General features: G+C 59.6%; 28 protein-coding genes. 20 read left to right on the plus strand and 8 right to left on the minus strand.

The genetic code is table 11. The features are described 5' to 3' along the window. Window positions 1–42 precede the first annotated feature (42 nt). Window positions 43–852: a prolyl oligopeptidase family serine peptidase gene (locus Q1A51_RS20735; RefSeq protein WP_299601952.1), complete on the plus strand. Its 810-nt coding sequence runs from the start codon at window positions 43–45 to the stop codon at window positions 850–852. A gap of 67 nt (window positions 853–919) precedes the next feature. Here the strand turns inward: Q1A51_RS20735 and Q1A51_RS20740 are convergent, their stop codons facing one another. Further along, window positions 920–1,849, minus strand: coding sequence for an MBL fold metallo-hydrolase (locus Q1A51_RS20740; RefSeq protein ID WP_299208430.1), 930 nt, complete (start codon window positions 1,847–1,849; stop codon window positions 920–922). 100 nt (window positions 1,850–1,949) lie between these two features. On the opposite strand from Q1A51_RS20740, the gene Q1A51_RS20745 reads away from it, so the two are divergent. The 3 genes from Q1A51_RS20745 (at window position 1,950) to Q1A51_RS20755 (ending at window position 5,226) form a co-directional block, all read left to right on the plus strand. Continuing rightward, window positions 1,950–2,405 carry a DUF1801 domain-containing protein gene (locus Q1A51_RS20745; RefSeq protein WP_299601956.1) on the plus strand — a complete coding sequence of 152 codons (456 nt, stop codon included), beginning with the start codon at window positions 1,950–1,952 and terminating at the stop codon, window positions 2,403–2,405. 31 nt (window positions 2,406–2,436) lie between these two features. Next, complete coding sequence (gltX, locus tag Q1A51_RS20750; protein ID WP_299601958.1) at window positions 2,437–3,762, plus strand: glutamate--tRNA ligase; 1,326 nt, start codon at window positions 2,437–2,439, stop codon at window positions 3,760–3,762. 72 nt (window positions 3,763–3,834) lie between these two features. Next, a complete protein-coding gene (locus tag Q1A51_RS20755) occupies window positions 3,835–5,226 on the plus strand; it encodes an MATE family efflux transporter (RefSeq protein WP_299601960.1) in 1,392 nt (463 codons plus the stop codon). Here Q1A51_RS20755 and Q1A51_RS20760 read toward each other — a convergent pair. The 4 genes from Q1A51_RS20760 to Q1A51_RS20775 all read right to left on the minus strand — a co-directional run bounded on the left by Q1A51_RS20760 (window position 5,206) and on the right by Q1A51_RS20775 (window position 9,896). Beyond that, window positions 5,206–5,745: a gamma-glutamylcyclotransferase family protein gene (locus Q1A51_RS20760; RefSeq protein ID WP_299208434.1), complete on the minus strand. Its 540-nt coding sequence runs from the start codon at window positions 5,743–5,745 to the stop codon at window positions 5,206–5,208. The two genes, Q1A51_RS20755 and Q1A51_RS20760, sit on opposite strands and share 21 nt — an antisense overlap. After that, the gene (locus tag Q1A51_RS20765) at window positions 5,742–6,611 is read right to left on the minus strand and encodes an inositol monophosphatase (protein ID WP_299208435.1); all 870 of its coding nucleotides are present in this window, start codon (window positions 6,609–6,611) and stop codon (window positions 5,742–5,744) included. The genes Q1A51_RS20760 and Q1A51_RS20765 overlap by 4 nt, the downstream gene beginning before the upstream one ends. A gap of 67 nt (window positions 6,612–6,678) precedes the next feature. After that, window positions 6,679–9,207 (minus strand): FtsX-like permease family protein, encoded by a 2,529-nt coding sequence (locus Q1A51_RS20770; RefSeq protein ID WP_299601964.1) that lies wholly within the window; start codon window positions 9,205–9,207, stop codon window positions 6,679–6,681. Next, entirely contained in the window at window positions 9,204–9,896 is a 693-nt protein-coding gene (locus tag Q1A51_RS20775) for an ABC transporter ATP-binding protein (protein ID WP_299601967.1), read from the minus strand. The genes Q1A51_RS20770 and Q1A51_RS20775 overlap by 4 nt, the downstream gene beginning before the upstream one ends. Before the next feature lie 50 nt (window positions 9,897–9,946). Here Q1A51_RS20775 and Q1A51_RS20780 point away from each other — a divergent pair, with 50 nt between their 5' ends. After that, window positions 9,947–10,582 (plus strand): arylesterase, encoded by a 636-nt coding sequence (locus Q1A51_RS20780; RefSeq protein ID WP_299601970.1) that lies wholly within the window; start codon window positions 9,947–9,949, stop codon window positions 10,580–10,582. A gap of 2 nt (window positions 10,583–10,584) precedes the next feature. Further along, window positions 10,585–11,199 carry an SOS response-associated peptidase gene (locus tag Q1A51_RS20785; RefSeq protein WP_299601973.1) on the plus strand — a complete coding sequence of 205 codons (615 nt, stop codon included), beginning with the start codon at window positions 10,585–10,587 and terminating at the stop codon, window positions 11,197–11,199. A 208-nt stretch (window positions 11,200–11,407) separates the two neighbouring features. On the opposite strand, the gene Q1A51_RS20790 is transcribed toward Q1A51_RS20785, so the two are convergent. Next, a complete protein-coding gene (locus Q1A51_RS20790) occupies window positions 11,408–11,614 on the minus strand; it encodes a cold-shock protein (RefSeq protein WP_189367848.1) in 207 nt (68 codons plus the stop codon). A gap of 292 nt (window positions 11,615–11,906) precedes the next feature. On the opposite strand from Q1A51_RS20790, the gene Q1A51_RS20795 reads away from it, so the two are divergent. Both Q1A51_RS20795 and preA read left to right on the plus strand, forming a co-directional pair. Next, window positions 11,907–13,229: an NAD(P)-dependent oxidoreductase gene (locus tag Q1A51_RS20795; protein ID WP_299601976.1), complete on the plus strand. Its 1,323-nt coding sequence runs from the start codon at window positions 11,907–11,909 to the stop codon at window positions 13,227–13,229. Between the two features lie 15 nt (window positions 13,230–13,244). Next, window positions 13,245–14,549 carry an NAD-dependent dihydropyrimidine dehydrogenase subunit PreA gene (preA, locus tag Q1A51_RS20800; protein WP_299601978.1) on the plus strand — a complete coding sequence of 435 codons (1,305 nt, stop codon included), beginning with the start codon at window positions 13,245–13,247 and terminating at the stop codon, window positions 14,547–14,549. Between the two features lie 45 nt (window positions 14,550–14,594). On the opposite strand, the gene Q1A51_RS20805 is transcribed toward preA, so the two are convergent. Next, window positions 14,595–15,206 (minus strand): TetR family transcriptional regulator C-terminal domain-containing protein, encoded by a 612-nt coding sequence (locus tag Q1A51_RS20805; RefSeq protein WP_299601980.1) that lies wholly within the window; start codon window positions 15,204–15,206, stop codon window positions 14,595–14,597. Between the two features lie 159 nt (window positions 15,207–15,365). Between Q1A51_RS20805 and Q1A51_RS20810 the strand changes: the two genes are divergently transcribed. The 11 genes from Q1A51_RS20810 to Q1A51_RS20860 all read left to right on the plus strand — a co-directional run bounded on the left by Q1A51_RS20810 (window position 15,366) and on the right by Q1A51_RS20860 (window position 23,615). After that, on the plus strand, window positions 15,366–16,616 hold the full coding sequence (locus Q1A51_RS20810) for a Zn-dependent hydrolase (RefSeq protein ID WP_299601982.1): 1,251 nt from the start codon (window positions 15,366–15,368) through the stop codon (window positions 16,614–16,616). Beyond that, window positions 16,613–16,933: a hypothetical protein gene (locus Q1A51_RS20815; RefSeq protein WP_299601984.1), complete on the plus strand. Its 321-nt coding sequence runs from the start codon at window positions 16,613–16,615 to the stop codon at window positions 16,931–16,933. Before Q1A51_RS20810 ends, Q1A51_RS20815 begins: the two co-directional genes overlap by 4 nt. 88 nt (window positions 16,934–17,021) lie before the next feature. Next, window positions 17,022–17,345: a barstar family protein gene (locus Q1A51_RS20820; RefSeq protein ID WP_299602806.1), complete on the plus strand. Its 324-nt coding sequence runs from the start codon at window positions 17,022–17,024 to the stop codon at window positions 17,343–17,345. Between the two features lie 17 nt (window positions 17,346–17,362). After that, complete coding sequence (gene hydA, locus Q1A51_RS20825; protein WP_299601987.1) at window positions 17,363–18,823, plus strand: dihydropyrimidinase; 1,461 nt, start codon at window positions 17,363–17,365, stop codon at window positions 18,821–18,823. Further along, window positions 18,823–19,263: a hypothetical protein gene (locus tag Q1A51_RS20830; RefSeq protein WP_299601990.1), complete on the plus strand. Its 441-nt coding sequence runs from the start codon at window positions 18,823–18,825 to the stop codon at window positions 19,261–19,263. The genes hydA and Q1A51_RS20830 overlap by 1 nt, the downstream gene beginning before the upstream one ends. 5 nt (window positions 19,264–19,268) lie before the next feature. Further along, a complete protein-coding gene (locus tag Q1A51_RS20835) occupies window positions 19,269–20,042 on the plus strand; it encodes an ABC transporter ATP-binding protein (RefSeq protein ID WP_299601993.1) in 774 nt (257 codons plus the stop codon). Window positions 20,043–20,111: 69 nt separating this feature from the next. Then, complete coding sequence (locus Q1A51_RS20840; RefSeq protein WP_299601995.1) at window positions 20,112–21,044, plus strand: ABC transporter permease subunit; 933 nt, start codon at window positions 20,112–20,114, stop codon at window positions 21,042–21,044. Beyond that, window positions 21,041–21,880, plus strand: a complete 840-nt coding sequence (locus Q1A51_RS20845) for an ABC transporter permease (RefSeq protein ID WP_299601997.1) — start codon at window positions 21,041–21,043, stop codon at window positions 21,878–21,880. Before Q1A51_RS20840 ends, Q1A51_RS20845 begins: the two co-directional genes overlap by 4 nt. Window positions 21,881–21,907: 27 nt before the next feature. After that, complete coding sequence (locus Q1A51_RS20850; RefSeq protein ID WP_299601999.1) at window positions 21,908–22,900, plus strand: ABC transporter substrate-binding protein; 993 nt, start codon at window positions 21,908–21,910, stop codon at window positions 22,898–22,900. Between the two features lie 132 nt (window positions 22,901–23,032). Next, entirely contained in the window at window positions 23,033–23,233 is a 201-nt protein-coding gene (locus Q1A51_RS20855) for a dodecin family protein (RefSeq protein WP_299602001.1), read from the plus strand. A 118-nt stretch (window positions 23,234–23,351) separates the two neighbouring features. Continuing rightward, entirely contained in the window at window positions 23,352–23,615 is a 264-nt protein-coding gene (locus Q1A51_RS20860) for a hypothetical protein (protein WP_299208472.1), read from the plus strand. Between the two features lie 43 nt (window positions 23,616–23,658). On the opposite strand, the gene Q1A51_RS20865 is transcribed toward Q1A51_RS20860, so the two are convergent. After that, complete coding sequence (locus Q1A51_RS20865) at window positions 23,659–23,970, minus strand: ETC complex I subunit (protein ID WP_299602808.1); 312 nt, start codon at window positions 23,968–23,970, stop codon at window positions 23,659–23,661. A gap of 396 nt (window positions 23,971–24,366) precedes the next feature. On the opposite strand from Q1A51_RS20865, the gene Q1A51_RS20870 reads away from it, so the two are divergent. Next, window positions 24,367–25,518 carry an adenylate/guanylate cyclase domain-containing protein gene (locus Q1A51_RS20870; protein ID WP_299602005.1) on the plus strand — a complete coding sequence of 384 codons (1,152 nt, stop codon included), beginning with the start codon at window positions 24,367–24,369 and terminating at the stop codon, window positions 25,516–25,518. Window positions 25,519–25,534: the final 16 nt, after the last annotated feature.

Here is a 25,534-nt window from a genome sequence, read left to right on the forward strand (position 1 = left end):
TTGCCATTGTGGCAACGACAGTCACCGATTGGAGTAGTTGCAGTGTTTTATCAGCTTTCAGCCTTGTTTCTGGCGTTGTTGAGCGCATCCCCTGCACTTGCTTGCGGCCCCGATACAGATTGTGCTTTGGGCGATCGATATTACCGCATCGCGATGCCAGAGGACCATGATGGCGCGACCCCCGTGGGCGCCATCATCTTTGCTCACGGCTATCGTGGGTCGGCGCAGGGTGTCATGCGCAACATGAACATGCGCCGCATGGTTTCTGACATGGGGCTCGCCCTGATCGCGGTGAAGTCGGCGGGACCGGATTGGGACATCCCGGGTGTTCCCAGCGCCATGGACAGTACGGGCGCGGCAGAGATGGCGTATTTCGAGGAGGTGGTGGCAGACGTGACAGCGCGTTTCGCCGTCGATCCGCAACGCATCATGATGTCCGGGTTCTCTGCGGGGGGCATGGTGACGTGGGAGCTGGCCTGCAACCGCCCTGATCTGTTTGCGGGTTTTGCACCAGTGTCGGGTACGTTCTGGCAAGGTCCACCTGAAAGCTGCGCTGCACCGGCAAGCGTGATCCACATCCACGGCACCGAAGATCGGACTGTCCCCTTGTCCGGGCGTGAGATCGCGGAAACAAAGCAGGGTGACGTGGCCGAGGTTCTTGGCATGTACCGTGCCGATGGCGATTTCGGCGTTATAGAGACCGGGGACGCCCTGAACGATCTGACATGTGAGCGTCAGTCCAATGTGGATGGAAATGTGCTGGAGTTCTGCACTTTTCCTGGCGGTCATTCCTTTCGGCGGAGTTTTCTGAGCTATGCTTGGGATCGCCTGAGTGTTGCCGGAAAAGTGTAAGGCGGACCTGCTGGTCCGCCTCTAACTGGCAAAATCTGTAAGGCGGAGGTGTCCTCCGCCCCGCGGATCAAAGCATCAGCTGGTAGCTGTGTGCCTCGTAACGGTAACCACCTTCGCCATTGCTGACCACATAGCCGATGCCAGGCCATGGCATGTGATAGCCGATGAACGCCGTTCGGTCCGTCGCCATCATGTCCAAAAGCTGCTTGCGTGTAGCTGCTGCTGCCTCTTTGTCCATGTCGAACCGGACTTCCCAGTCCGGATGCGCCAGCGACCAGACATAGTGGTTGGCAAAGTCTGCACCGATGACCAGCTGTGTGCCTCCATCTTCGACCATATAGACCATGTGCCCTGGCGTGTGTCCAAAGGCGGCCATCGCGGTGATGCCGGACGCGGCTGATCCACCATCATCCAGCATGGTCATCTGCTCAGCGAGCGGTGCGACCTTGCCATCGAAATTTTCGTTTCCGGTGCCAGACCACGCGTCGAATTCGACCGCGCCCGTCATGTAGGCTGCATTGGCGAAGGTCGGTGTGCCGTCTGTCGAAAGGCCGCCGATATGGTCACCGTGCATGTGTGTGATGACCACCTTGTCGATCTGGTCGGCGGTGTAACCTGCCGCCTCGATCGCGGCGACGGTGCCTGCGCCGGAAAGGCCGGTGTCGAACAAGACCAGTTCGGACCCGTTGTTGACCAGGGTCGGCGTGAAAAAGAATTGCGCTGCGGCCGTAGACAGTCCGGCTTCGGCCGAGACGCCGTTGAATGTTTCCTCATCAACGTTCAGGCCAAAGATCTGGTGCGGCCCTTCGACTGAACGGGTGCCGGCGAGCAATGTGGTCACTTCGAAACTGCCGACTTTAACGCGGCGAAACGGGGCTTGTGCCACGCCCAGCATGGGGGCTGCAGCACGCGATTGCGTGGCTGTGGCTGCTGCAAGGGGCAGAGCTGCTGCGCCCATCAGGGCAGTACGGCGGTTGAGTTTGGGGGATTGGGACATGGCTGTTATCCTTCCTGTCAGACATCCTTAACATAGCGCGTGTCCTGCATTGTCACGCGTCACAACGCAGAGTGGCCTGTTCATTTTTGCGAGAGGTGCCATGGCTGAGGCAAAGACAAAGGTCCTGAATGTCGATTTCCCCGGGTGGGTGGCTGAGATCCCTACCGAGGCCCGACGGGCTGAGGCCCAGCAATTGGACGATCTGTTTCGCCGTGTCACCGGCTTTGAGCCGCAAGTCTGGACCGGCGGGATCGTTGGCTACGGTGCCTATGATTACACGTATGCGTCCGGTCGGTCAGGGACGTGGATGGCCACGGGATTTGCACCACGCAAGGCCAAGCTCAGCATTTACATCATGCCGGGTTACACGGATTTCGGGCACATCCTGGAACGGCTTGGCCCGCACACCAAAGGCAAGTCCTGTTTGTACATCACGCGATTGGAACGCGTCGACCTGGACATTTTGGCTGAGTTGATTGCCGCAGGGCTACGCGATCTTGCGACCCGCTGGCCGGTGCGGCCACGGGCGGAACTGGACAACACGGGGCCCCTGTGACAAGGCAAGCCACAAGAGCCCGGAGATCGCCATGACCACCACCCGTTTTGCCCCATCCCCCACCGGTTACCTGCATATCGGCAACCTGCGGACGGCATTGATGAACTACCTGATTGCCCGCAAGGCGGGTGGAACGTTCATCCTGCGTATCGACGACACCGACCCGGAGCGGTCGAAAGAAGAATATGTCGATGGCATCAAACAGGACATGGAGTGGCTGGGCCTGCATTGGGACCGGATTGAGCGGCAATCGGAGCGACTGGACCGCTATGCCGCTGCTGCTGACAAGCTGCGCGAGATCGGGCGGTTCTATGAGGCGTTCGAGACGCCGACCGAGCTGGATCTGAAACGTAAGAAACAGCTGAATATGGGCAAGCCGCCGGTTTACGACCGGGCGGCACTGTCCCTGAGTGACGATGAAAAGGCCGCGCTGCGTGCCGAGCGTGGTCAAGGTGTTTGGCGGTTCAAGCTGGATCACGAACGCATCGAGTGGACCGATGGGATCATTGGTGATGTCAGCATTGATGCGGCGAGTGTTTCCGATCCGGTATTGATCCGGGGCGACGGACAGGTGTTGTACACCATCGCTTCGGTCGTGGACGACACCGAGATGGGCGTGACAGACGTGGTGCGTGGCTCGGACCACGTGACGAATACGGCGACGCAGATCCAGATCATTGAAGCGCTGGGCGGCACCGCACCACGCTTTGCGCATCATTCACTTTTGACCGGACCGCAGGGCGAGGCGCTTTCGAAGCGTCTCGGCACTCTGGCCCTGCGCGATCTGCGCGCCAACGGTGTCGAACCGATGGCCGTGCTGAGCCTGCTTGCCCGTTTGGGCTCATCTGATCCGGTTGAGTTGCGCACGGACATGGAAGGCTTGATCGACGGGTTTGATGTCAGCCGTTTTGGCACCGCCCCGACCAAGTTCGACGTTGCCGATATCGACCCGCTGACCAGCCGCTATTTGCAGAGCCTTTCGGTCGAGGCGGTACAGGGCGATCTGGATGCCGCGGCTGTACCTGCTGATCAGCAAGAGGCGTTTTGGTCCGTGATCCGGGAAAACATTGCCACGCGCGCAGATATTGCCGCGTGGTGGGCACTGTGCCGTGATGGGGCGGATCCTGTGATCGAAGATGAAGACAAGGATTTCGTGGCCGAGGCGATGACCTTGCTGCCCGAAGGCCCCTTTGACGGTGACACATGGGGCGCATGGACCGGTGCGGTGAAGACGGCCACGGGCCGGAAGGGGCGTGGCCTGTTCATGCCCTTGCGTCTGGCGCTGACCGGGCAGCGGCACGGGCCCGACATGGGGTCGCTCATGCCGCTTTTGCAGGTTGTGAAGGCCCGCGCATGATCCTGGCGGAGGGCGCTTTTGGACAGCGGCCCGCCGGGGGAAGTTTACTTGGCAAGATGAAGCAAGCGGCAAGTGGCTGAGGCGCAGGCAAAATTCCTGTCCGGGTCGCTTCTGCGCCATGTGACGGTGATGTCGCTGACCTCGACCATCGGATTGATGGCGGTCTTTCTGGTCGATTTCATCGATATGGTTTTCATCTCGATGCTGGGCAAGGCCGAGTTGGCGGCGGCGGTTGGCTATGCCGGGTCGATCCTGTTCTTTACCACTTCGTTTTCCATTGGGATGGCCATTGCTGTCGGTGCGCTTGTCGCACGCGATCTCGGGGCGGGAGACGAAGCCCGTGCGCGGACCCGCAGCGCGCATGGGCTGGCTTATGGTATCGGCTTTGGCGTGCTGTTTTCGGCATTTGTCTGGTGGAACATTCCAACTTTCGTGGCTTGGATTGGCGCGGAAGGTGAAACTGCCCTCCTTGCGCAAGGGTATCTTCAGATCATTGTTCCGTCCCTGCCGTTTCTTGTGGTGGGCATGATGGGCAGCGGCATTCTGCGGGCTTATGGAGATGCGCGGCGGGCCATGATGGCAACCATTTGGGGCGGCGGCGTGAACGCCGTTTTGGATCCGATCCTGATTTTCGGGCTGGGGCTGGACCTGACCGGAGCGGCACTTGCATCGGTCGCGGCGCGCGTTGCCATCGGAACAGCGGCATTGCTACCGATCCTGCGTTATCATGGCGGTCTGCCGCGCCCCGATCTGCGCGGGATGGTCGGCGACCTGCGCCCCTTGGTCACCATTGGTTTCCCGGCGATCCTGACACAGTTTGCAACGCCCGTCGGTCAGGCCATCGTAACGCGATCAATGGCGCAGTACGGGTTGGAAGCTGTGGCCGGCATGGCCATCGTGGGGCGGTTGATGCCGCTTTCCTTTGCCGTGATTTTTGCCTTGTCGGGGGCGGTTGGCCCCATCCTTGGCCAGAACTTTGGGGCCGGGCGACACGACCGGGTCCGGTCCGGTTTCAATGCCGCGCTGATTTTTGCCGGGCTTGTGATTTTCGTGATCGCTGGCGCCCTATTCGTTTTGCGGGGTCCGATTTCCGAACTTTTCGATGCGACCGGCGTAACCCGAGATCTGGTGTTCCTGTTTTGCGGACCGCTCGCGCTGCTGTTCTTTTTCAACGGAGTGCTTTTCGTGGCCAATGCCGCGTTCAACAATCTCGGACACCCGTTCTATTCGACATGGATGAATTGGGGCCGCAATACCGTTGCCATGATTCCACTGGTATGGCTTGGCGCGCACTTGTTCGGTGCCCCAGGCGTGTTGATCGGGCAGGCGCTGGCAGGCGTGGTCTTTGGCAGCATCGCATGGGTCTTGGCCCTGCGCGTGATCGCGGCGGATGGTGGTGCGGTGACACGCGACAGCTTTGAGCGCGAGGGGCGGCTTCTGTCCCTATTGAACCTGCGCAAGTAGTCTGTCTGTCAGAGCGCGTTCTGCTTTTGTAAGCTGTTGCGCGCGCGGATAGAGCGGTGCGGCCCTGTCGTCATACACAGAAGTGTTCCAGCCATCGGTGGTGGCAAAGAAATGCTCCGCCCCTGCTTCTCCGAATTCGCGGTGGAAGCCTTGCACCACAACGTCCAGGTAGCTCAGCAGGATGTGATGATCTCCGCCCTCGCGTTGGGTATCGGTCGGCACCTGGTATACGGCGATGTCGCTCGCTCCGGCCTGATGCTGCACGGCATGGGTCGCGTCGACCCGGTCATAACCGGTTTCACGCAGATCCAGCGCCGCCCAATCTGCGCCGGGAACAGAAGCGATCAACCCTTTGATGCTGTGGCCTTCTGCCGGACGCGCGGACAGAAAAACAACGTCACGCAGCGCCGTCCGCACCCAGACACGGCGCCAGCCCTTGAGTGTCGCGTGCTGCGCTTGTGGGTAGTTATGGGTGGCACGGTTGACGAGGCTGCCATAGCCAAAAAACCAGGGTGTCATGTGTCAGACATCAAGTCGGCAAAATGTGCTGCCACAACGCCCCACACTTCCGGTGACGAGGCGGCAAGCAGATACCCCGTCTTGACGGTCGCGTTATAGTCCGATCCGTCAAGCATGGCCGCTTTGCCGTCTGCTTGCTGGCAGATCAAAGCGCCTGCGGCATGGTCCCAGCTGTTGAGGTGGCCGGATAGGACAAAATCCACCGCCCCTGTTGCAAGAAGGCGATATTCATGGGCTGAACAGCGCAAGCTGCCGATAAAGGCGAGTGCGCCCACCTTGGTCCACATCAGCGCCCGATCTGCTGGCGGCATCAGGCGGATATGAGCATAGCCTGCAAGTTGGTCCAGCGGTTTGGGCTGCGCCGTCTCGATGCCGCGCAAGCGCCCGGTTTGTGTTTGCCAGACAGCGGGCGAGGTGTTGTCGGCCATGATCAGATCGTCTCCCACGGGGTCATAGATCAAACCGAATACGGGTTGGCCAAATCGGCAAACGGCCACCATCGTGCCGAAGAGCGGCATGTTCTTGGCAAAGTTCCAGGTGCCGTCCACTGGGTCGATGATAAAGCACAGCTCGGCCTCGCCGACACCGTCAAGCAGATCGGGTTTGCGCGACACCGCCTCCTCGCCGATCACCAACGCGTGAGGGAACGCCATTTGCAGACCCCTGGTGATCATGGCTTCGGCGGCGATGTCGGCCTGGGTCACAAGATCAGTTTCGTCCCGTTTGGTGTCAATCTCGCCTGCATCGAGCCGACGGAAGCGCGGCATGATCTCTGCCCGGGCGGCACGCCGGATCAGATTGATGATCTGTGTTTTCTGGGCCTGCGACAGGGGGGCGGTCACGGGCATGGGCAACTGATCGGTCATGACAACATCCTCGATTCCAATATTTGACGCGGGTGTGCCACGCTTGGTCGCAGCACCGCAACGCGGCTTATTCTCGTCCGCGCAACACCTGGGCAGGCCGTGCCGCGAGTGGACCCCAGGCAAAGGCAAGACCAGCAATCAGTGTGGCCGAAACCCCGCCGATCACGATGGCAAAGGCGGACGGCCAGATCACCGTGAAATCGGTTTCCATCACGTAGGTGCTGACAGCCCAACCACCCGCGATCCCGGCAGCCAAGGCGACCGCGCCAGCACCAAGGCCCAAGAGCGCTGCCCGGGTGGCAAAGCTGAGCAGGATGCGTTGGCGTGTCGCGCCCAGTGTCTTGAGAACTGCCGCTTCATAGGTGCGGGCCTGCGTGCCCGCCGCCGCCGCACCGATCAGGACCAGAAAGCCGGTCAGAAGCGTTGCCGCCGCGCCATAGGACGTTGCCGCGGCGAGGCCCGAGAGCACCTCGCTCACCCGGTCGATGGCGTCGCGGACACGGATGGCCGTCACGTTGGGGTAGGCGTTTGCGATGTCGCGCAGGATCTGGGTTTCCGCCTGATCCTCGGCATAGACGGTCGAGATGAATGTGTGGGGTGCGCCCTGCAAGGCGGATGGGTTCATCGACAGGATAAAGCCGATGCCTGCGGTGGAAAAATCGACCTCGCGGAACGACGTGACGGTGCCGGTGATGTCGCGGCCCAGAATGTTGATGGTCATACTGTCACCGATGGACAGCCCCATTTCTTCCGCCTCTTCCGCGGCAAAGCTGATCTGTGGTGTGCCTGAATACCCTTCGGGCCACCATTCACCATCGGTGATCCGCGTGTTTTCCGAAGGTGCTTCGGAATAGGTGACGCCCCGATCGCCCGACAGAACCCAGTGATCGCCCGCCACGTCTGCCGCGCGCTGACCGTTGATTTGCGTGATGATCCCGCGCAGCATCGGGGCACTTTCGATGCGGCTGACGGCCGGGTCACTTTCCAGCCGCTGGGTGTAGCCCTGCATCTGGTCGCGCTGGATGTCGACGAAGAAATAGCTGGGCGCCACGTCGGGCAGGTTGCCCGTGATCGCGTTGCGCAGGTTGCCATCGATCTGCCCCACGGCTGCAAGGACCGACAGGCCTAGGCCAAGGGACAAGACCACTGATGCCGCCCCTTCGCGCGTGCCCGAGATAGCTCCGAGCGCCCACCGCAGGGCCGGGCGCCCCTTGGCCCGCGGTGCGATCTTGCGTGACAGCCAGCGGATCAGTGTCGCAGCAAGAGCGAGCAGGCACAGTGCAAATGCGATCCCGCCTGCCGTCCACAATGTCAGCCTCCATGTCCCGGAAAACACACCGGCGATGCCAATCAGCGCGCCAAGTCCAAGGCCGATCCAGAGCAGATAGTTTGGACGGGGAAGCAGCCGCGCCTTGTCCAGTGCATCCCTGAACAGGGTGGCGGCCCGCACATCCTCGGCCCGGGCCAGCGGCCACAGGGTGAACACAAAGGCGGTCAACAGCCCGTAGATCGCTGCTTCGAACAAGGGGGCTGGATAGATCGTGAAACTGGCCGGGATGGGCAAGCGGGCCTCAATGATCGGTGCAAGGGCGACAGGGAGGATCGCGCCCAGAGCAAGGCCAATGATGATGCCCAACAGGGACAGCACGCCAATTTGCAAGAAGTAGGTTTGAAAGATGATGCGACGCTCGGCCCCCAGTGTCCGCAAGGTCGCAATGACAGAGGTTTTGCCAGCGAGGTAGGCGCGTACCGCGGCTGATACGCCAACCCCACCCACGGCGAGACCGGACAGGCCGACCAGAACGAGGAACGCGCCCAAGCGGTCAACGAACTCGGCCACACCGGGCGCGCCGTTGCGTGCGTCTGTCCACCGCATGCCAGTGGCTTCGAACTGATTACGTGCCTGTGCTTCCAACGTGGCAAGGCCCGTGCCATCGGGCAGGTCCAGCCGGTACTTGGAATTGAACAATGTGCCCGGAGCGAGGAGTTGGGCATTCTCAAGCGCGCTGCGCAGCACGATTGTGCGTGGCCCAAGGCCAAAACCACCTGCTGCGCTGTCGGGTTCGCGCGCGAGCGTTGCCATCAGCACGAAATCCTGTGTGCCAAGACGGAATGTATCGCCGATGACCAAGCCCAGTCGGTCGATCAGGGCATTTTCCATCACCGCACCGGGCAGGCCATCTGCACCCGCAAGCGCGTCCGGCAGTTGCATGTCGGGGGTTAACTCCACTGCGCCGACAAGGGGATAGACGCCATCGACCGCCTTGATCTGCGTCAGCCCGCGCTCCGTTTCCCCATTTCGATCAACCACGGCCATGGACCGGAAATCAGCAATCTCCGATACGGTGTCAGCGACCTCTTCCATCCATGTGCGTTCAGCGTCGGTGGCAAAGCGATATGTGAAATCCAGTTCGGCATCGCCACCCAGCAATGCTGCACCTTCCTGCTCCAGACCGGCCTCAATGGCCGAGCGGACCGAGCCGACCGCCGCGATGGCAGCAACACCAAGGGCAAGACACGCCAGAAAGATGCGAAAACCGCGCAGACCTCCGCGCAATTCGCGGCGGGCAAAGCGGGCAGATGTTGCGATGCTCATTCAGCGGCAGCCTTCACCGGCCCTTCGATCCGGCCATCGGCCAGTCGGATCACGCGGTCGCAGCGGGCAGCAAGGTCGGGCGCGTGGGTGACAAGCACCAGCGTCGCCCCATGCCGGTCGCGCAGGGCAAAGAGGAGATCCATGATTGCCTGCCCATTGGCGCCATCGAGGTTTCCGGTGGGTTCATCCGCAAGCAGAATCTCGGGCCGTGTTACGAGGGCGCGGGCCAGCGCCACCCGCTGCTGCTCTCCCCCCGACATCTGGCTTGGGTAGTGACCGCCGCGGTGCCCGAGGCCGACTGCCTCAAGCTCGGCTTCGGCCCTGTCGAACGCACCACGCGCCCCCGCAAGCTCAAGGGGTGTCGCCACGTTTTCAAGGGCGGTCATGGTCGGGATCAGGTGAAAGCTTTGAAACACCACCCCCATATGGCCGCGGCGAAAGCGGGCGAGCGCGTCTTCGTTCATGTTGGTCAAGTCTTGGCCGAGCGCGGTGATTGTGCCGCCTGTCGCCCGCTCCAATCCACCCATCACCATGAGCAAGGAGGACTTGCCCGACCCTGATGGACCCACCAGTCCGACGGTCTCGCCTTTTGCGATGTCCAGTGTGATGCCGTGCAGGATATCCACCCGCCCGGCATTGCCATCGAGGCTGAGTGCTGCATTTTTAAGTGACAGGGCTGGATCGGGCATGCTCGGCGGCCTTTATATCGTCTACGGGGTCATATGGAGATCGGATCAACATGGGCAAGGTGACAGGTGCAATTGTCTTCAGTCTATGGGCTGGAGCGGCATGGGCTGAGCCGGTGACCATAGCGGCGTTGGGCGACAGCCTGACCCAGGGCTACGGCCTTCCTGTCGAACAGGGGTTCGTGCCGCAGCTTGAGGCGTGGCTGGAGGATGCGGGCCATGATGTGGACATCATCAATGCAGGTGTATCCGGCGATACGACCCAAGGTGGCTTGAGCCGGATGGCCTGGACACTGACACCCGAGGTGGACGCGATGATTGTGACGCTTGGTGGCAATGACCTGTTGAGGGGGATCGCACCCGAAGTGAGCCGAGCCAATCTTGAAGGCATTGTGCAGGCTGCAAGCGACGCGGGGGTCGAGGTGTTGGTCGTGGGTATGCAGTCTCCTGGAAACTATGGCCCAGATTACAAACAGGCGTTTGATGCGATGTACCCGGACATCGCCCAGTCATTCGACACTCTGTACGCCGAAAGCTTTTTCGCGGGACTCGGTGGACCTGACACGGCTCCGGCGGATGTCCAAAACTTCATGCAACCGGATGGCATTCACCCCAATGCGGAAGGTGTCGCGCGGATTGTCGAGGGTTTGGCACCAAGCGTGCAGGCTTTGATTGCGCGGGTTGAATAGGGATGCCCGGGCGGTTCTTTTTCACGGACCTCGTGTCGGATTTGGCGACGGCCCTCGGTGTCCCCGCGGGGACAGTTGACAATGAGCCTGCCCGTCACAACGTCTCGCCCGGTCAGGAGATCATCGTATTTGACGGCGCTTTGAAACGTATGCGGTGGGGCATTGTGCCTGTGGGACGGGTGAATGCACGGGGCCGTCCGGTGATGGAGCAGATCATCAACGCGCGGTCCGAGACGGTGTTCGACAAGTCAGCCTTTGATGGTGTTGGTCGCGCCGTGATCCCGGTCAATGGCTGGTATGAGTGGACAGGTGAGAAGCGGCGCAAGACCGCGTGGCGGATTGCACCCAAGGAGGGCGGTTTTCTGTATTTCGCCGCGATCACAGATGTTTGGACGGCGCCGGGTGGTTTGCAAGTGCCGCAGGTGGCCGCCGTGACCTGTGAGCCGAATGGCGACGTGGCACCGATCCACCACCGGATGGGCGTGTTGCTGGCGCTTGAAGATGTTCACACGTGGATGGATGATGATCTGGACGCCGCGAAAGCGTTGATGCAGCCGTGGCCCGATGGGCGCTTGCATATCGAAGAGGCGGTCGGTGTGGATTGGGACGGGCCGTGATCCAATTGCCGCTGCGCGACACGATTTTTTGGGGGCTCTGCCCCGTCGCTGCCGCGACTCCCCGCCGTATTTCTTGTCAGAAGAAGTAGGTTGACGGGCTTGGTATCTTTTTCCGGGACTTGTCCGTGCCTAACGCCCTCCGAATACGAACAAAAAAAGCGGCGCATCGTGAGATGCACCGCTCGAAACTGGTGTATCCTCAGACCGATCAGGCCAGAGCGATGTTTACTGCGCTTTCGCGGCCATCACGACCGGATTCCAGGTCGAATGTGACCTTCTGGTTGTCTGCCAGACCGGTGAGGCCCGAACGCTCGACTGCCGAGATGTGAACAAAGATGTCTTTGCCGCCATCTTCGGGTGCGATAAAGCCGTAGCCTTTGGTTGTGTTGAACCACTTGACGGTGCCGTTGGCCATCGTCGGTACTCCTGTGTTGTGCTGCCCGCAACATGCGGCAGCCTTGGCGTTGTCAATAGATCGAGTGACTGAGCCGAAAGGAGCAGTGGGTCGATAGATGATGTAGCAAGGCGACATATGGCACCGTTTGGCGGCATTGCAAGACCTTCCCCAAGGCTTTTCGGATTCCGGCAAAGTGCCGCTTCTTTGTGCAAGCGTGTGCATTGTGGGTAGCGCTCACTTTTTTACCAGTTGATAAAATTTTGAACCTGTGAGACCGTTTCAAGCGAACAAATGTTGCGATGGAGCGGACATGACGCAATCTCCTTTCTCACCGGGTGTGGCGGCGGGCCGTTTGGATGATGCCGCATATTCCGAGAATTTTTCGGACCTGCATCCAGCCCTTGATCCGCATGAAGCCCTTGTTGCGGCGGATCGCTGTTACTTCTGCCATGACGCACCTTGCGTCACGGCATGCCCGACTGACATCGACATCCCGCTGTTCATCCGCCAGATCGCGACCGGAACACCGGACGCAGCCGCCAAGACGATTCTGAGCCAGAACATAATGGGCGGCATGTGCGCCCGTGTGTGCCCAACCGAAACGCTGTGCGAAGAAGCCTGTGTGCGCGAGTTGGCCGAAGGCAAGCCTGTCAAGATCGGCGAGCTTCAGCGTTACGCTACGGATCATTTGCAAGAGCAGGGTATTCATCCGTTCTCCCGCGCTGCGGTCACCGGCAAGACGCTGGCCGTGGTGGGGGCGGGACCTGCGGGTCTGTCCTGTGCCCACAGGTTGGCCATGCTGGGTCATGACGTGACCGTCTATGATGCACGGGCCAAGGCCGGCGGGCTGAACGAGTACGGGATCGCGGCCTACAAGGCGCCCGAGGACTTTGCGCAGGCCGAGGTGGATTGGTTGCTTCAGATTGGGGGCATCACGCTTGAACACGGCAAAGCGTTGGGTGTGGATGTGACACTTGATCAGCTTAAATCGGATTTCGACGCGGTCTTTCTCGGGATGGGTCTGGGTGGCGTGAACGCATTGGATGTGGAGGGGGGCGATAAGGCAGGTGTGTCGGACGCCGTCGATTTCATCGCCAACCTGCGGCAGTCATCCGACTTGGGTGCGTTGCCGGTTGGTCGCGATGTTGTGGTGATCGGCGGCGGTATGACGGCCGTGGACGCGGCCGTGCAGTCCAAACTGCTGGGTGCTTTGAATGTGACGCTGGCCTATCGACGTGGACGGGATCGGATGAATGCGAGTGTCTTTGAGCAGGACCTTGCAGCGTCCAAGGGCGTTCGGATCATGACGAACGTTGTGCCCAAGGCGCTGTACGGCAACGGTGCAGTCCAAGAGATCGAATTCGAATACGTGACCGACGACATGACCGGCACCGGTGAAACCACCCGTATTCCGGCGGATCAGGTACTGCGTGCCATTGGTCAAACGCTTGTTGGCGATGGACTGCCTGATCTTGAAAAGGGCAAGATTGCAGTGACAGGCGCTGGTCGTACGTCGGTTGCTGGCGTTTGGGCCGGAGGTGATTGTGCCTCGGGTGGTGATGACCTGACTGTGACCGCCGTGGCCGAAGGGCGCGATGCGGCGATGGACATTCATGCCAGCCTGGTAGGCTGAGCGGAGGAGAGACAGATGGCAAACCTTCAAAGCAATTTCATCGGGATCAAGTCACCCAACCCGTTCTGGTTGGCCTCTGCGCCGCCGACTGACAAAGAATATAATGTACGCCGTGCATTCGAGGCCGGGTGGGGTGGTGTCGTCTGGAAGACGCTGGGCGAAGCAGGACCACCTGTCGTCAACGTCAATGGGCCGCGCTATGGTGCGATCTACGGTGCCGATCGACGGCTTCTGGGCCTGAACAATATCGAGTTGATCACGGACCGACCTCTTGAGGTAAACCTGCAAGAGATCAAGGCGGTCAAACGTGACTACCCTGATCGGGCGATGGTCGTGTCGCTGATGGTTCCGTGTGAGGAAGACCCGTGGGCCCGTATCTTGCCATTGGTCGAAGACACAGGTGCCGACGGCGTCGAGCTGAATTTCGGCTGCCCGCACGGGATGTCCGAGCGCGGTATGGGCAGCGCTGTCGGCCAAGTGCCTGAATACATCGAGATGGTGACGCGATGGGTGAAGAAACACACACGCATGCCCGTAATAGTTAAGCTGACGCCAAACATTACCGATGTTCGCAAGCCAGCTGCCGCCGCTAAATCGGGCGGCGCCGACGCCGTGTCGCTGATCAACACGATCAACTCGATCACATCTGTAGATCTGGACCTGTTTTCGCCTGAGCCCACGATTGACGGCAAAGGTGCGCATGGCGGGTATTGTGGGCCCGCGGTGAAACCTATCGCCCTGAATATGGTGGCCGAGATCGCGCGTGATCCTTCGCTGCGTGATGTGCCTATCAGCGGCATTGGAGGGGTGACCACCTGGAAGGACGCGGCGGAGTTTCTTGCCCTTGGCGCTGGCAATGTTCAGGTCTGCACGGCGGCCATGACTTACGGTTTCAAGATCGTGCAAGAGATGATTTCGGGCCTGTCTGACTACATGGACGAAAAGGGCTTCGCATCTGTGGATGAACTGGTGGGCCGTGCTGTCCCGAACGTGACGGACTGGCAGTATCTGAACCTGAACTACGTGAGCAAGGCGAAGATCAACCAGGATCTCTGCATCTCTTGCGGCCGTTGTTACGCAGCGTGCGAGGACACGTCCCACCAGGCAATATCGATGTCCGAAGACCGCGTGTTCGAAGTGATTGATGATGAGTGCGTAGCCTGCAACCTGTGCGTTAACGTCTGCCCGGTAGAGAACTGCATCACGATGGAGGCTATGGAGCCGGGTCTTACTGACCCTCGTACAGGTAAGGTGGTTGAGCCGGACTATGCGAACTGGACCACGCACCCCAATAATCCGTCTGCAACGGCAGCGGAGTAGGACACCGGATAATAAGCTTGCTCGCATTGGGAACGCGCAGAGTTTTCAGGGTGCGAGCAAGCTGCGATACATCTGATCCAGAAAGCGCGCCGCGCTGCCATGTGGTTCGTCATCTAGCAGCACGCGCACCTGGCTGTCGAAATCTGCATAGTGCTGTGTTGTGGCCCATATCGAAAATACAAGGTGGCGCGGATCGACCTGTGCAAGTTTGCCCTCATCCATCCACGTCTGTATAACGGCGCATTTCTCGTTAAACAGCGGTTTCAGATCGGCCCGCAGATGAGGAAGCATCCGGGGCGCGCCTTGCAGGATTTCCCCCGCGAACAGTCGGCTTTCGCGGGGTAGATCACGGGCCATATCCAGCTTGCGTTGCACATAACCCAGCAGTTCAGTCATTGGATCACCTGAGGCATCCATTTCGACGAGCGGATCGAGCCATGTCTCCATCAATTGGTTTAGAAGAGTGACATGAATTTCTTCTTTGCCAGAGAAGTAATAGAGGATGTTGGGCTTGGACAAACCCGCCGCGTCGGCAATCTGGTCGAGTGTTGCTCCGCGATAGCCATGCGCCGAAAAGACATCCAGTGCAGCATCAAGGATCAGGCTGCGGTTGCGCATCTGAATGCGGCTGGGTTTTTTCGACGTACCGTCGGGCATGGGTGATCCTAGTGTCTAGGTCTGCTGCAAGTCTAGGCAGATGCATGTCGCTTGGGCAATTCTGTTGAAAGCAGTTCTTGACAGAAAAGCGTTGGCTGGCAATCGTAGCTTTACCAATTGGTCAAAAAGTGGATGACCATCGGCAAAAGGGGACATCACATGGCGGCACCGGGCGAAAATCTTCGGATCAACGGAGACCGGCTGTGGGATAGCCTGATGGAGATGGCCAAGATTGGTCCCGGCGTGGCGGGTGGCAACAACCGCCAGACCCTGACAGATGAAGATGCCGAAGGGCGCGCTTTGTTCCAAGAGTGGTGCGAGGCGGCGGGCTGTACCATGGGTCTGGACCAGATGGGCAACATGTTTGCGCGGCGTGAGGGCGCAGACCCCGATGCGCTGCCGGTTTATGTGGGCAGCCACCTCGACACACAGCCCACAGGCGGCAAATATGACGGGGTGCTTGGTGTGTTGGGCGGGTTGGAGATTATTCGGACGCTAAACGATCTGGATGTGAAAACGAAGCACCCGATCGTCGTGACCAACTTCACCAACGAGGAAGGCACGCGCTACGCCCCCGCGATGCTGTCGTCCGGCGTGTTCGCCGGCATTCATACGCAAGACTGGGCCTATGACCGCGCGGATGCGGAGGGCAAGAAGTTTGGCGACGAATTGAAGCGTATCGGCTGGCGTGGCGACGAAGAGGTGGGCGCGCGCAAGATGCATGCCTTCTTTGAACTGCACATCGAACAGGGGCCGATCCTTGAGGCCGAAGGCAAGGATATTGGTGTTGTCACCCACGGGCAGGGTCTTTCGTGGACCCAAGTGACCATTGAAGGGAAAGACAGCCACACCGGTTCGACCCCCATGCCGATGCGCAAGAATGCTGGCCTCGGTATGGCGCGGGTGTTGGAAAAGGTGGATGAGATCGCGTGGTCTCATGCCCCCCATGCAGTCGGGGCTGCAGGTCACATCGATGTCTATCCGAATTCGCGCAACGTAATCCCGGGCAAGGTGGTCTTTACCGTCGATTTCCGGTCGCCGGAGTTGAGTGTGATCGAGGACATGGAGGCACGACTGCGTGTCGAGGGTCAGAAGATCGTTGACGAGATGGGATTGACCATCAGTTTTGAGAAGGTTGGCGGCTTCGATCCCGTGGCCTTTGACGATGGGTGTGTGACAGCAGTGCGGTCAGCAGCGGAACGGTTGGGCTATAGTCATCAGAATATCATTTCTGGGGCCGGGCATGATGCGTGCTGGATCAACCAGGTTGCGCCCACTGCCATGGTTATGTGCCCTTGCGTGGATGGCCTCAGCCACAATGAAGCGGAAGAGATATCCAAGGATTGGGCATCAGCCGGTGCCGACGTTCTGATGCATGCGGTTGTGGAAACGGCGGAGATCGTCGGGTGATAGACCCGGACCTCAGCCTTGTCGACCGCATCGCCGATCTGGTGGCCGCAGAAGCGCTAGATGCGCCGCGCGGGACGGAGGCGGAGCGAACGCTTGTGCAGGCCTTTGAAGACGCTTTGGTGCAGCCGTTCGAGACGACGGTGAATTTCAGCGGTGGCATCACGCAGCGCTGCTGGACCGTGACACGCAGCGACGGCGCCTATCGCGTGGTATACTTACCGCGCGCCGGGTACTTTTCGTTGTGCGTGGAGAGTGATTTCGGGCCTTTGGACATTGGCGTGCATGGGCCAGCGTTGGGGTGTTTTGCATCTGTTTGATTGGGGCTCTGCCCCAGACCCCGTGGTATTTTTCGTCAGAAGAAACAGCTGACAGAGGAGAAACAAGGTGAGCGACCTAGCACCGATAGTGGAGATTGACGGAGGCTCCATCAGGTCCGTCTCGGATTTTCACGACGTATTTGCTGCTGCATTTGGGTTTCCGGAATTTTACGGTCGCAATGGCAATGCGTGGATCGATTGCATGACAGATTTGGATGATCCTGAAGCAGGGATGACAAAAGTTCATGTAGAGCCCGGAAAGTGCCTAACTCTGCAGATTGAAAACGCAAAGGCGATGAAACGTGATGCACCGGAGATTTGGGATACGCTTGCTGATCACACCGCATTCGTAAATTGGCGACGCATTGAAATGGGGCAGGGTGCTGTGCTTGCTCTGTCGTATCGCGACTAGGACAAGGGAGAACTGACATGACCAAGGTGATCAAAGGTGGGATGGTCTGCACAGCGGACCGGACCTGGAAAGCCGATGTGCTGATTGAGGGTGAGACCATCAAGCAGATCGGCGAGGACTTGGTGGGCGACGAGTATATCGACGCCGAAGGTGCCTACGTCATTCCCGGCGGGATCGACCCGCATACGCATCTTGAGATGCCCTTTATGGGCACCACTGCTGCCGAGACATTCGAGTCCGGCACATGGGCTGCGGCGGTCGGTGGGACCACTATGATCGTGGACTTCTGCCTGCCGGGTGCCGATGGGTCCATCAAGAACGCAATCAACGAATGGCACCGCAAGTCTGCGCCGCAGATTTGCTCGGACGTTGGCTATCACATGGCCATCACCGGTTGGGACGAGAGCATCTTCAACGAAATGAAGGATGCCGTCGATATGGGTGTGAATTCCTTCAAGCATTTCATGGCCTACAAGGGGGCCTTGATGATCGAGGATGACGAGATGTTCGCGTCCTTCAAGCGTTGCGCCGAGTTGGGCGCGCTACCCATGGTTCATGCCGAGAATGGCGATCTGGTGGCCGAGATGCAGCAGAAGTATTTCGATCAGGGGATCACGGGGCCGGAGGGCCACGCCTATTCTCGCCCACCCGAGTTTGAGGGTGAGGCGGCCAACCGCGCCATTACGATCGCCGACGCGGCGGGCGTGCCGCTTTACATCGTACACGTGTCTTGCGAGCAGGCGCACGAGGCGATCCGCCGGGCGCGGCAGAAGGGTATGCGTGTCTATGGCGAGCCGCTGATCCAGTTCCTGACGCTGGATGAGAGCGAGTATTTCAACACCGATTGGGACCACGCTGCCCGTCGTGTAATGTCGCCGCCCTTCCGGTCGAAGGACCACCAGGATTCGCTTTGGGCCGGTCTGCAGGCTGGATCGCTGCAGGTCGTAGCTACAGACCACGCCGCCTTCAACACAGAGCAGAAACGCGCAGGCCGTGACGATTTCCGGATCATTCCGAACGGCTCGAACGGGCTGGAGGAACGGTTGGCCGTGCTCTGGACAGAAGGGGTGGAGACGGGACGGCTGACGCCCAACGAATTCGTTGCTGTGACCTCGACCAACGTGGCCAAGATCCTGAATATCTATCCCAAGAAGGGTGCGCTGGTCGAAGGCGCGGATGCCGATGTTGTGGTATGGGATCCGAAGATCACCAAGACGATCTCGCCCGCCAACCACCACTCGGTGCTGGATTACAACGTGTTCGACGGGTTCGAGGTGACGGCGCAGTCGCGCTATACGCTGAGCCGGGGTGAGGTGATTTGGGCGTGGGGTCAGAACTCTCAACCGTCCCCCGGCCGGGGCAAGTTCGTGCCGCGCCCTGCATTCCCGTCGGCGTCGGTGGCGCTGTCGAAGTGGAAGGCGCTGACGGCGCCCAAGATGATCGAACGCGATCCGCTGAACATTCCGGCGGGGATTTGATGGGAATCAGAACGACGCTCTATTCCGTTTCGCGCGAAATGGCTTTGGCACTTATAAATGACGGCGATCCCGGGTTCGAAGCAGACGCCCAATTAGACCTTGATAAGTCCGCACCTGTGTTGGGTCATTTGATCGGTGCCGATCCCGGCAGGCGCGGACTTTATACCTCGGATTGTATTGAGATTGCGGACGCCGCACTGAGGGGGTTCTTACCTGAGGATGTGGCCATGCTATTGCGTCGAATGAAAGACGTGCCGGTGATGGAAAGGTTGGCTTCTGCCGACTGGGATGCGGAAATCGCTGGCAAGATCTATCCTTTTGAAACTGGCACCAATCCATCCGATGGGGCGCAGCACATTCAGCAATTTGTCCAGGGGTTCGAGGACTTTGTCGCCGGTTTGGTCGATCAGGAGCGCGGTATGATCACTGTGGAGATTTAGGGGACATGACTGTCATCTCCGCCCAAGACCTCGATTTGACCTTTCAAACCAACGACGGTCCGGTCCATGCGCTCAAGGGCGTGTCGCTGGACATCGAGAAGGGCGATTTCGTCTCCTTCATCGGTCCATCGGGTTGTGGCAAGACCACGTTTCTGCGCTGCATGGCGGACCTCGAACAACCTACTGGCGGCTCCATCACGGTCAATGGCACGACACCGGAGGAAGCGCGCAAGGCGCGGGCCTATGGCTATGTGTTTCAGGCGGCGGGGCTGTACCCGTGGCGGACCATTGGGCGGAACATCTCGCTGCCTTTGGAGATCATGGGCTATTCCAGGGCCGAGCAAGCCGAGCGGGTGGCGCGGACTTTGGAGCTGGTTGAACTGTCGGGGTTCGAGAAGAAGTTTCCGTGGCAGCTATCTGGCGGTATGCAGCAACGCGCGTCGATTGCGCGGGCGCTGGCCTTTGACGCAGACATATTGCTGATGGACGAACCCTTTGGCGCGCTGGACGAGATCGTGCGTGATCACCTGAACGAGCAGCTTTTGCAGCTTTGGGCCAGGACAGAGAAGACCATCGCCTTTGTCACCCACTCAATCCCAGAGGCGGTGTACCTGTCGACCAAGATCGTGGTGATGTCGCCCCGGCCCGGTCGGATCACGGATGTGATTGAAAGCACATTGCCGCGTGAGCGTCCGCTGGATATTCGCGAAACGCCGGAGTTTCTGGAGATTGCGCACCGGGTGCGGGATGGGCTGCGGGCGGGGCATGCCTATGATTGATCTGGGACCCTTGGCAAAACGACCCTCCGGGGGCGGTTTATCCGGCGAAATGAAGCAGGGGATCGTTTGATGCGATCCGTGCTCCCTGTCCTGACCGTTTTGGCCGTTATCGTGGGCATCTGGTATCTGGCCGTGGCTCCCATGAATGTACGCGTGGCCTTGGATCAGGTCGAGCGGGCAGGCGAGGTGGTTGTGCCTGAGGGGTCCGTACCGCGGCGCGAGGTGTCGGTCTGGCAGCTGATGCTGAACAATTCCGAACATGTCGGGCTGGGCTATGCGCTTGACCGTCCACGCCTTCCAACGCCTGCGCAGGTGGGACAGGAGTTGTGGAAGACTACGGGTGCCATGATTGCCAAAGGCCGGCCATGGTCCAAACGTGGGCTGATTTATCATGGCTGGATTACCTTGCAGTCAACGCTTTGGGGCTTTGCCCTTGGGACGCTTCTGGGCATCTTGGGGGCGGTGGCCATTGTCTATTCCCGCACGGCACAGCTGAGTCTGATGCCTTGGGCCATCATCAGTCAAACCATCCCCATCGTGGCACTGGCACCAATGATCATCGTTTTGTCGAGCCAGGTGGGGATTGAGGGGCGTGGTGTGCCCAAGGCCATCATCTCGGCGTACTTATGTTTTTTCCCTGTGCTGGTGGGCATGGTGAAGGGGCTGCGCGCGCCGGAAACGTCCCAGCTGGACCTGCTTCGAACCTACAACGCCAGCGGTTTGCAGAGTTTTCTACGCCTGCGCCTACCGGCTTCGGTGCCGTATTTGTTCACCTCTCTCAAAGTCGGTATCGCAGCGGCGCTGGTTGGTACCATCGTGGGCGAGCTGCCGACGGGGGCCATCAGCGGTCTTGGCGCACGCATCCTGATCGGGGACCAGTTCGGCACGCCTCTGGCCATCTGGTCGGCGCTGTTTGCGGCGGCTGTTCTGGCGGGCGCTTTGGTCACTCTGCTGGACGCGATACAGCGTGTCACGCTGAAGCGCATGGGGATGGCCACATGAGTTGGCTGATCCTTGCGCTGCTGGTCTGGCTAGGCGGCTGGGCGTTGAACAACTGGTTGGCTCATCGTGGCGACAACCGGGCGGTTCGGATAGCCATCCCGGTGATTTTTGGTTTGACGCTATTGGTCATATGGGAGGCGCTGGTGCGTGGCTTCGGCATCTCGCCCGTGATCCTGCCCGCGCCCTCGACCGTGGCGCAGACCTTTGCCGCCTCCACCGACATTCTGTGGATCGATTTTGGGCAAACCGTGGTCAAGGGCGCGCTGCGCGGCTTTGCCATCGGGGCAATCGCGGCCTTTGTCGCGGCGGTCCTGATCGACCGGTCTGCTTTTCTGACGCGGGGCCTGCTGCCTATCGGCAACTTCGTTGCGGCTTTGCCCATTGTTGGCATCGCGCCGATCATGGTGAACTGGTTTGGTTTCGACTGGCAGTCGAAGGCAGCGGTTGTGGTGGTCATGGTCTTCTTTCCGATCCTTGTGAACACCGTGCAAGGATTGAACGAAGCCTCGGCCATGCAACGCGATCTGATGCGGACATATGCAGCCGGATACTGGCAAACCCTGTTCCGCCTGAGATTGCCCGCGGCAATGCCGTTCGTTTTCAACGGTCTGAAAATCGCCACCACGCTGGCCCTGATCGGGGCCATCGTTGCCGAATATTTCGGCTCCCCTACACGCGGTATGGGTTTCCGCATCTCGACCGGCGTGGGAAGCTTGAGCATCGACCTTGTCTGGGCTGAGATCGCGGTGGCCGCTTTGGCGGGGACGGCATTCTATGGCATCGTGGCCTGGATCGAAAAGCGGGTGACCTTTTGGCACCCGTCACAACGCGGATAAAAAACTGTAATCACCTTGGAGGGTATCATGAAGATCAAAGCAACATTCGGAGCCGCGGCACTATCGCTCGTCGCCGGTGCAGCCATGGCGGCAGATGACGTCACGCTGCAACTGAAGTGGGTCACTCAAGCCCAGTTCGCGGGCTACTATGTGGCGCTGGAAAAAGGGTTCTATGGTGAGGAAGACCTGAACGTCACCGTCAAGCCTGGCGGTCCTGACATCGCGCCCACACAGGTGCTGGCCGGTGGCGGCGCTGATGTGACGGTGGAGTGGATGCCAGCCGCCCTGGCTGCCCGTGAAAAGGGCCTGCCGATGGTGAACATCGCGCAACCGTTCAAGTCGTCCGGTATGATGCTGACCTGCCGCAAGGATGCGGGTGTCGAAACCACCGAAGACTTCCCGGGCAAGACGCTGGGTGTCTGGTTCTTTGGCAACGAATTCCCGTTCCTGTCGTGGATGAGCCAGCTTGAGATCCCGACCGATGGATCGGATGCAGGTGTCGAAGTGCTGAAACAGGGCTTTAACGTCGACCCGATCCTGAACGGGCAGGCGGCGTGCGTCTCCACCATGACCTACAACGAGTATTGGCAGGTGATCGACGCAGGACTGTCGCCCGACGATCTGACCGTGTTCAAATACGAAGATAATGGCGTCGCAACGCTCGAAGACGGGCTCTATGTGCTTGAGGAGAACCTCACTGACCCCGCTTTTGAAGACAAGATGGTCCGTTTTGTCCGTGCCTCGATGAAAGGCTGGAAATACGCAGAAGAGAACCCGGACGAGGCCGCCGAGATCGTGTTGGAATATGATGAGACCGGGGCCCAGACCGAAAAGCATCAAAAGCGTATGATGGGTGAAGTGGCCAAGCTGACTGCGGGCTCGAATGGTGCGCTTTTGCCAGCAGATTACGAGCGCACCGTGCAGTCGCTGCTGTCGGGCGGGTCGGACCCTGTGATTTCCGCAGCACCCGAGGGTGCGTGGACGCATCAGATCACCGACAAGGCGCTTGGCGGGTCCTAAGAACAGTATCCGGGCCACCCTATCTCGGGTGGCCCGGTTTCGCCGACGGTGGTCCGTCATGCGATATGTCAATCCCGGTGCTCTGCCTGTGCGCTAGCCTGAACGGGTCAGCACAGGAAAAGGGAGAAGACCATGTCAGTCGCACGAGTGACCGAAATCATCGCCAGTTCCAACTCCAGTTTTGAAGACGCGGTAGAGCAGGGTGTGAAACGTGCCTGCGAGACGCTGAAAAATGTCGAGGGCGCGTGGGTTCAGGACCAGAAAGCCATTGTCCAGGACGGCAAGATCGCTGAATACCGGGTGAATCTGAAGGTGACATTCATCCTGCAGTGACACGGGGTTTCACGCGCAACAAAACGGCCAGCCTTCGGGTTGGCCTTTTTTGTCGCACAATGTGGACTTGATCGGTGTGTGCTCCATCTCGTCACCCAACAAACGGAGCGCGCATCACATGACACACATGGAAAACCTGCAACCGAACCTTGATGAACAAGCACGTCAGGACGCCCGATATAATGCGGCACTGACGTCAATCAATCGGGCCAAGATGGAGCGGGAGCGCCAAGGATACATCGTGATGTCGGCCGCGATGAACTATGGCGAAGGTGCGCTTGGCGACGGCCGGTTTGGCAAGGTCAGTCACGCGGCAAAGCTGTTCATGATCGCGTTTACATGCGCGCTGCCCGTGGTGTTTGTTTGGGCATATCTGCTCTAGTCCACGCCTCGGATCGTTCGAGCGTGATGCTATTGAGCAAACGCTAGTGCGTCCAAGTCCCGCGCCGGTTGGTCGCGAAGTTTTCGCCATATCCGCCGGGACGGATATTTGCCTTGCGCTTGTTGGGCTCCTGGACCTGAGCGTCGATGCCATGTTCCTTGGCGTAGTCCAGTGCAGCCTCTTTCGTGTCAAATGACATACTCACCTGCGCCTGTGTGTCCGAAGACGACGTCCAGCCCATCAACGGATCCACTGACCGGGCAGACGCCGGTGCAAATTCCAGCACCCAGTGCTTGGTCTTGGCTGTACCAGACGACATAGCCGTCTTGGCTGGCTGGTAGATGCGTGCGCGCATTTTGGTTCTCCGGCAATCGACAGCACACATATCGTCAATCGAACGCCACAGGGCAAGGTGTGATTTCGCCTCACCACGCAGGTCCGAGGTGACATTTGCATAGAATGGCGGCGCGGCCCAGACCGCTGCGGACATTGCCCGCGCTGCCGTCGAAAAGCGACTGGGACGCAAGTAAAAAACGCTCGCGAATACGACGGCCGATAACAGATCGCTCAAAGTTCAGACGGGCATTTTGCAGCGTCGGGAGGCGAAGTTGAAGGCGGACAGCCTGCAAATTTGAATCCGACTTGGCTTACCGCCGACACCGATTGAACCGTCACAATTGTGACAGTGCTGGCAATTGTGACGAGTGACGCCAGACCTTGCGTTATCCATTGACTGCTCCACCTTTGCACAATGGCTTGGAACGCTGAACCGCATCTCAACTGGATCCTGACCCATGGTCGCATGAAAGGTCTTCAGGTCCTTGTTGACGGTCTTGGCCTGCGGTTGCGGGATGAAGGGATGGCGTTGATGCGCGTGCGGCTTGGGATGCGGACAACACATCCTTTGACTGCTGCGCTCAGTTTTCTTTGGGAACATGGTGGTGGTCCCATCGTCCAGTTCACAGCGCCGCAAGGGCTGGAGACGCGATCCTCCTATGTGGGCAGTCCGATGGAATATATCGGGCAGACCCGAAAACCGTTCCGGCGCAGCCTTCGGGAACCACTCGGGCCAGAGGATCACGTCGTGTTGCACGAATTGCAGCGTCGCGGGGGGACAGACTATTATGGTGTTCCGCTCGATTTCGTTGAGGGGGCCGGGGGCATCTTGATGCTGGTGTCCGAAGACCCGGAGGGGTTTACTGAGGATGATATCGTTCTGATTGATACGCTCGCGACGGCCATTGCCCCGATTGCCGAGGCGCACGGCAATTTCCATCTCGCGACGGCCATTGCCCAAAGCTACCTCGGCCCGCGAACCGGTCAACGTGTGCTGAACGGCCAGATCACCCGAGGTGATATCGAACAGACTGAAGCGGCCATTCTTTTTTCGGACATTCGCGGGTGGACCGCGCTGAATACAACCCAATCAGCCGAGCACGCCCTCGACGTGGCCAACCGCTATTTCGAAGTCATGTCAGATGCCATCGACAACAACGATGGCGAAATTCTGAAGTTTCTGGGTGACGGTGTGCTGGCTCTCTTTCCCTCGGATGGGACTGACGCGGGGCAGGTGAAGGCTTGCCGTCAGGCGATCAGTGCCGCCCATGCGGCCCTTGGCATTGCAAAGCTTGCCGATTTGCCAGTGCCCTTTGGCACAGGCATCCATTATGGAGCGTTGCTTTATGGCAATGTGGGTGCGCGCGAGCGGATCGATTTTACTATATTGGGCCAGTCGGTGAATATCGCCAGCCGGGTCGAGGCGTTTTGCGGACGCTTGGACGAACCGGTGCTGATCTCTGCCCCGGTGGCCCGCATCGCCGGGGTAGCCACACGCCATGTCGGCACCGAAGTGTTGAAAGGGATGGACGCTCCGATGGCGTTGCACGCCCCGATCGGAATTTGACCGCTACCGATTATTG

The organism is uncultured Tateyamaria sp., from assembly GCF_947496075.1.
Lineage (GTDB): Bacteria > Pseudomonadota > Alphaproteobacteria > Rhodobacterales > Rhodobacteraceae > Tateyamaria.

Coding starts and splice junctions, on each gene's coding strand:
- Q1A51_RS20845 (WP_299601997.1), top strand. CDS start 21,041: ATGAGTTGGCTGATCCTTGCGCTGCTGGTCTGGCTAGGCGGCTGGGCG.
- Q1A51_RS20870 (WP_299602005.1), top strand. CDS start 24,367: ATGGCTTGGAACGCTGAACCGCATCTCAACTGGATCCTGACCCATGGT.
- Q1A51_RS20790 (WP_189367848.1), bottom strand. CDS start 11,614: ATGGCCAACGGCACCGTCAAGTGGTTCAACACAACCAAAGGCTACGGC.
- Q1A51_RS20745 (WP_299601956.1), top strand. CDS start 1,950: ATGGCTGAGGCAAAGACAAAGGTCCTGAATGTCGATTTCCCCGGGTGG.
- Q1A51_RS20835 (WP_299601993.1), top strand. CDS start 19,269: ATGACTGTCATCTCCGCCCAAGACCTCGATTTGACCTTTCAAACCAAC.
- Q1A51_RS20795 (WP_299601976.1), top strand. CDS start 11,907: ATGACGCAATCTCCTTTCTCACCGGGTGTGGCGGCGGGCCGTTTGGAT.
- Q1A51_RS20770 (WP_299601964.1), bottom strand. CDS start 9,207: ATGAGCATCGCAACATCTGCCCGCTTTGCCCGCCGCGAATTGCGCGGA.
- Q1A51_RS20840 (WP_299601995.1), top strand. CDS start 20,112: ATGCGATCCGTGCTCCCTGTCCTGACCGTTTTGGCCGTTATCGTGGGC.
- Q1A51_RS20805 (WP_299601980.1), bottom strand. CDS start 15,206: ATGCCCGACGGTACGTCGAAAAAACCCAGCCGCATTCAGATGCGCAAC.
- Q1A51_RS20830 (WP_299601990.1), top strand. CDS start 18,823: ATGGGAATCAGAACGACGCTCTATTCCGTTTCGCGCGAAATGGCTTTG.
- Q1A51_RS20765 (WP_299208435.1), bottom strand. CDS start 6,611: ATGACCGATCAGTTGCCCATGCCCGTGACCGCCCCCCTGTCGCAGGCC.
- Q1A51_RS20810 (WP_299601982.1), top strand. CDS start 15,366: ATGGCGGCACCGGGCGAAAATCTTCGGATCAACGGAGACCGGCTGTGG.
- Q1A51_RS20850 (WP_299601999.1), top strand. CDS start 21,908: ATGAAGATCAAAGCAACATTCGGAGCCGCGGCACTATCGCTCGTCGCC.
- preA (WP_299601978.1), top strand. CDS start 13,245: ATGGCAAACCTTCAAAGCAATTTCATCGGGATCAAGTCACCCAACCCG.
- Q1A51_RS20740 (WP_299208430.1), bottom strand. CDS start 1,849: ATGTCCCAATCCCCCAAACTCAACCGCCGTACTGCCCTGATGGGCGCA.
- Q1A51_RS20855 (WP_299602001.1), top strand. CDS start 23,033: ATGTCAGTCGCACGAGTGACCGAAATCATCGCCAGTTCCAACTCCAGT.
- hydA (WP_299601987.1), top strand. CDS start 17,363: ATGACCAAGGTGATCAAAGGTGGGATGGTCTGCACAGCGGACCGGACC.
- Q1A51_RS20860 (WP_299208472.1), top strand. CDS start 23,352: ATGACACACATGGAAAACCTGCAACCGAACCTTGATGAACAAGCACGT.
- Q1A51_RS20785 (WP_299601973.1), top strand. CDS start 10,585: ATGCCCGGGCGGTTCTTTTTCACGGACCTCGTGTCGGATTTGGCGACG.
- Q1A51_RS20775 (WP_299601967.1), bottom strand. CDS start 9,896: ATGCCCGATCCAGCCCTGTCACTTAAAAATGCAGCACTCAGCCTCGAT.
- gltX (WP_299601958.1), top strand. CDS start 2,437: ATGACCACCACCCGTTTTGCCCCATCCCCCACCGGTTACCTGCATATC.
- Q1A51_RS20780 (WP_299601970.1), top strand. CDS start 9,947: ATGGGCAAGGTGACAGGTGCAATTGTCTTCAGTCTATGGGCTGGAGCG.
- Q1A51_RS20865 (WP_299602808.1), bottom strand. CDS start 23,970: ATGCGCGCACGCATCTACCAGCCAGCCAAGACGGCTATGTCGTCTGGT.
- Q1A51_RS20760 (WP_299208434.1), bottom strand. CDS start 5,745: ATGACACCCTGGTTTTTTGGCTATGGCAGCCTCGTCAACCGTGCCACC.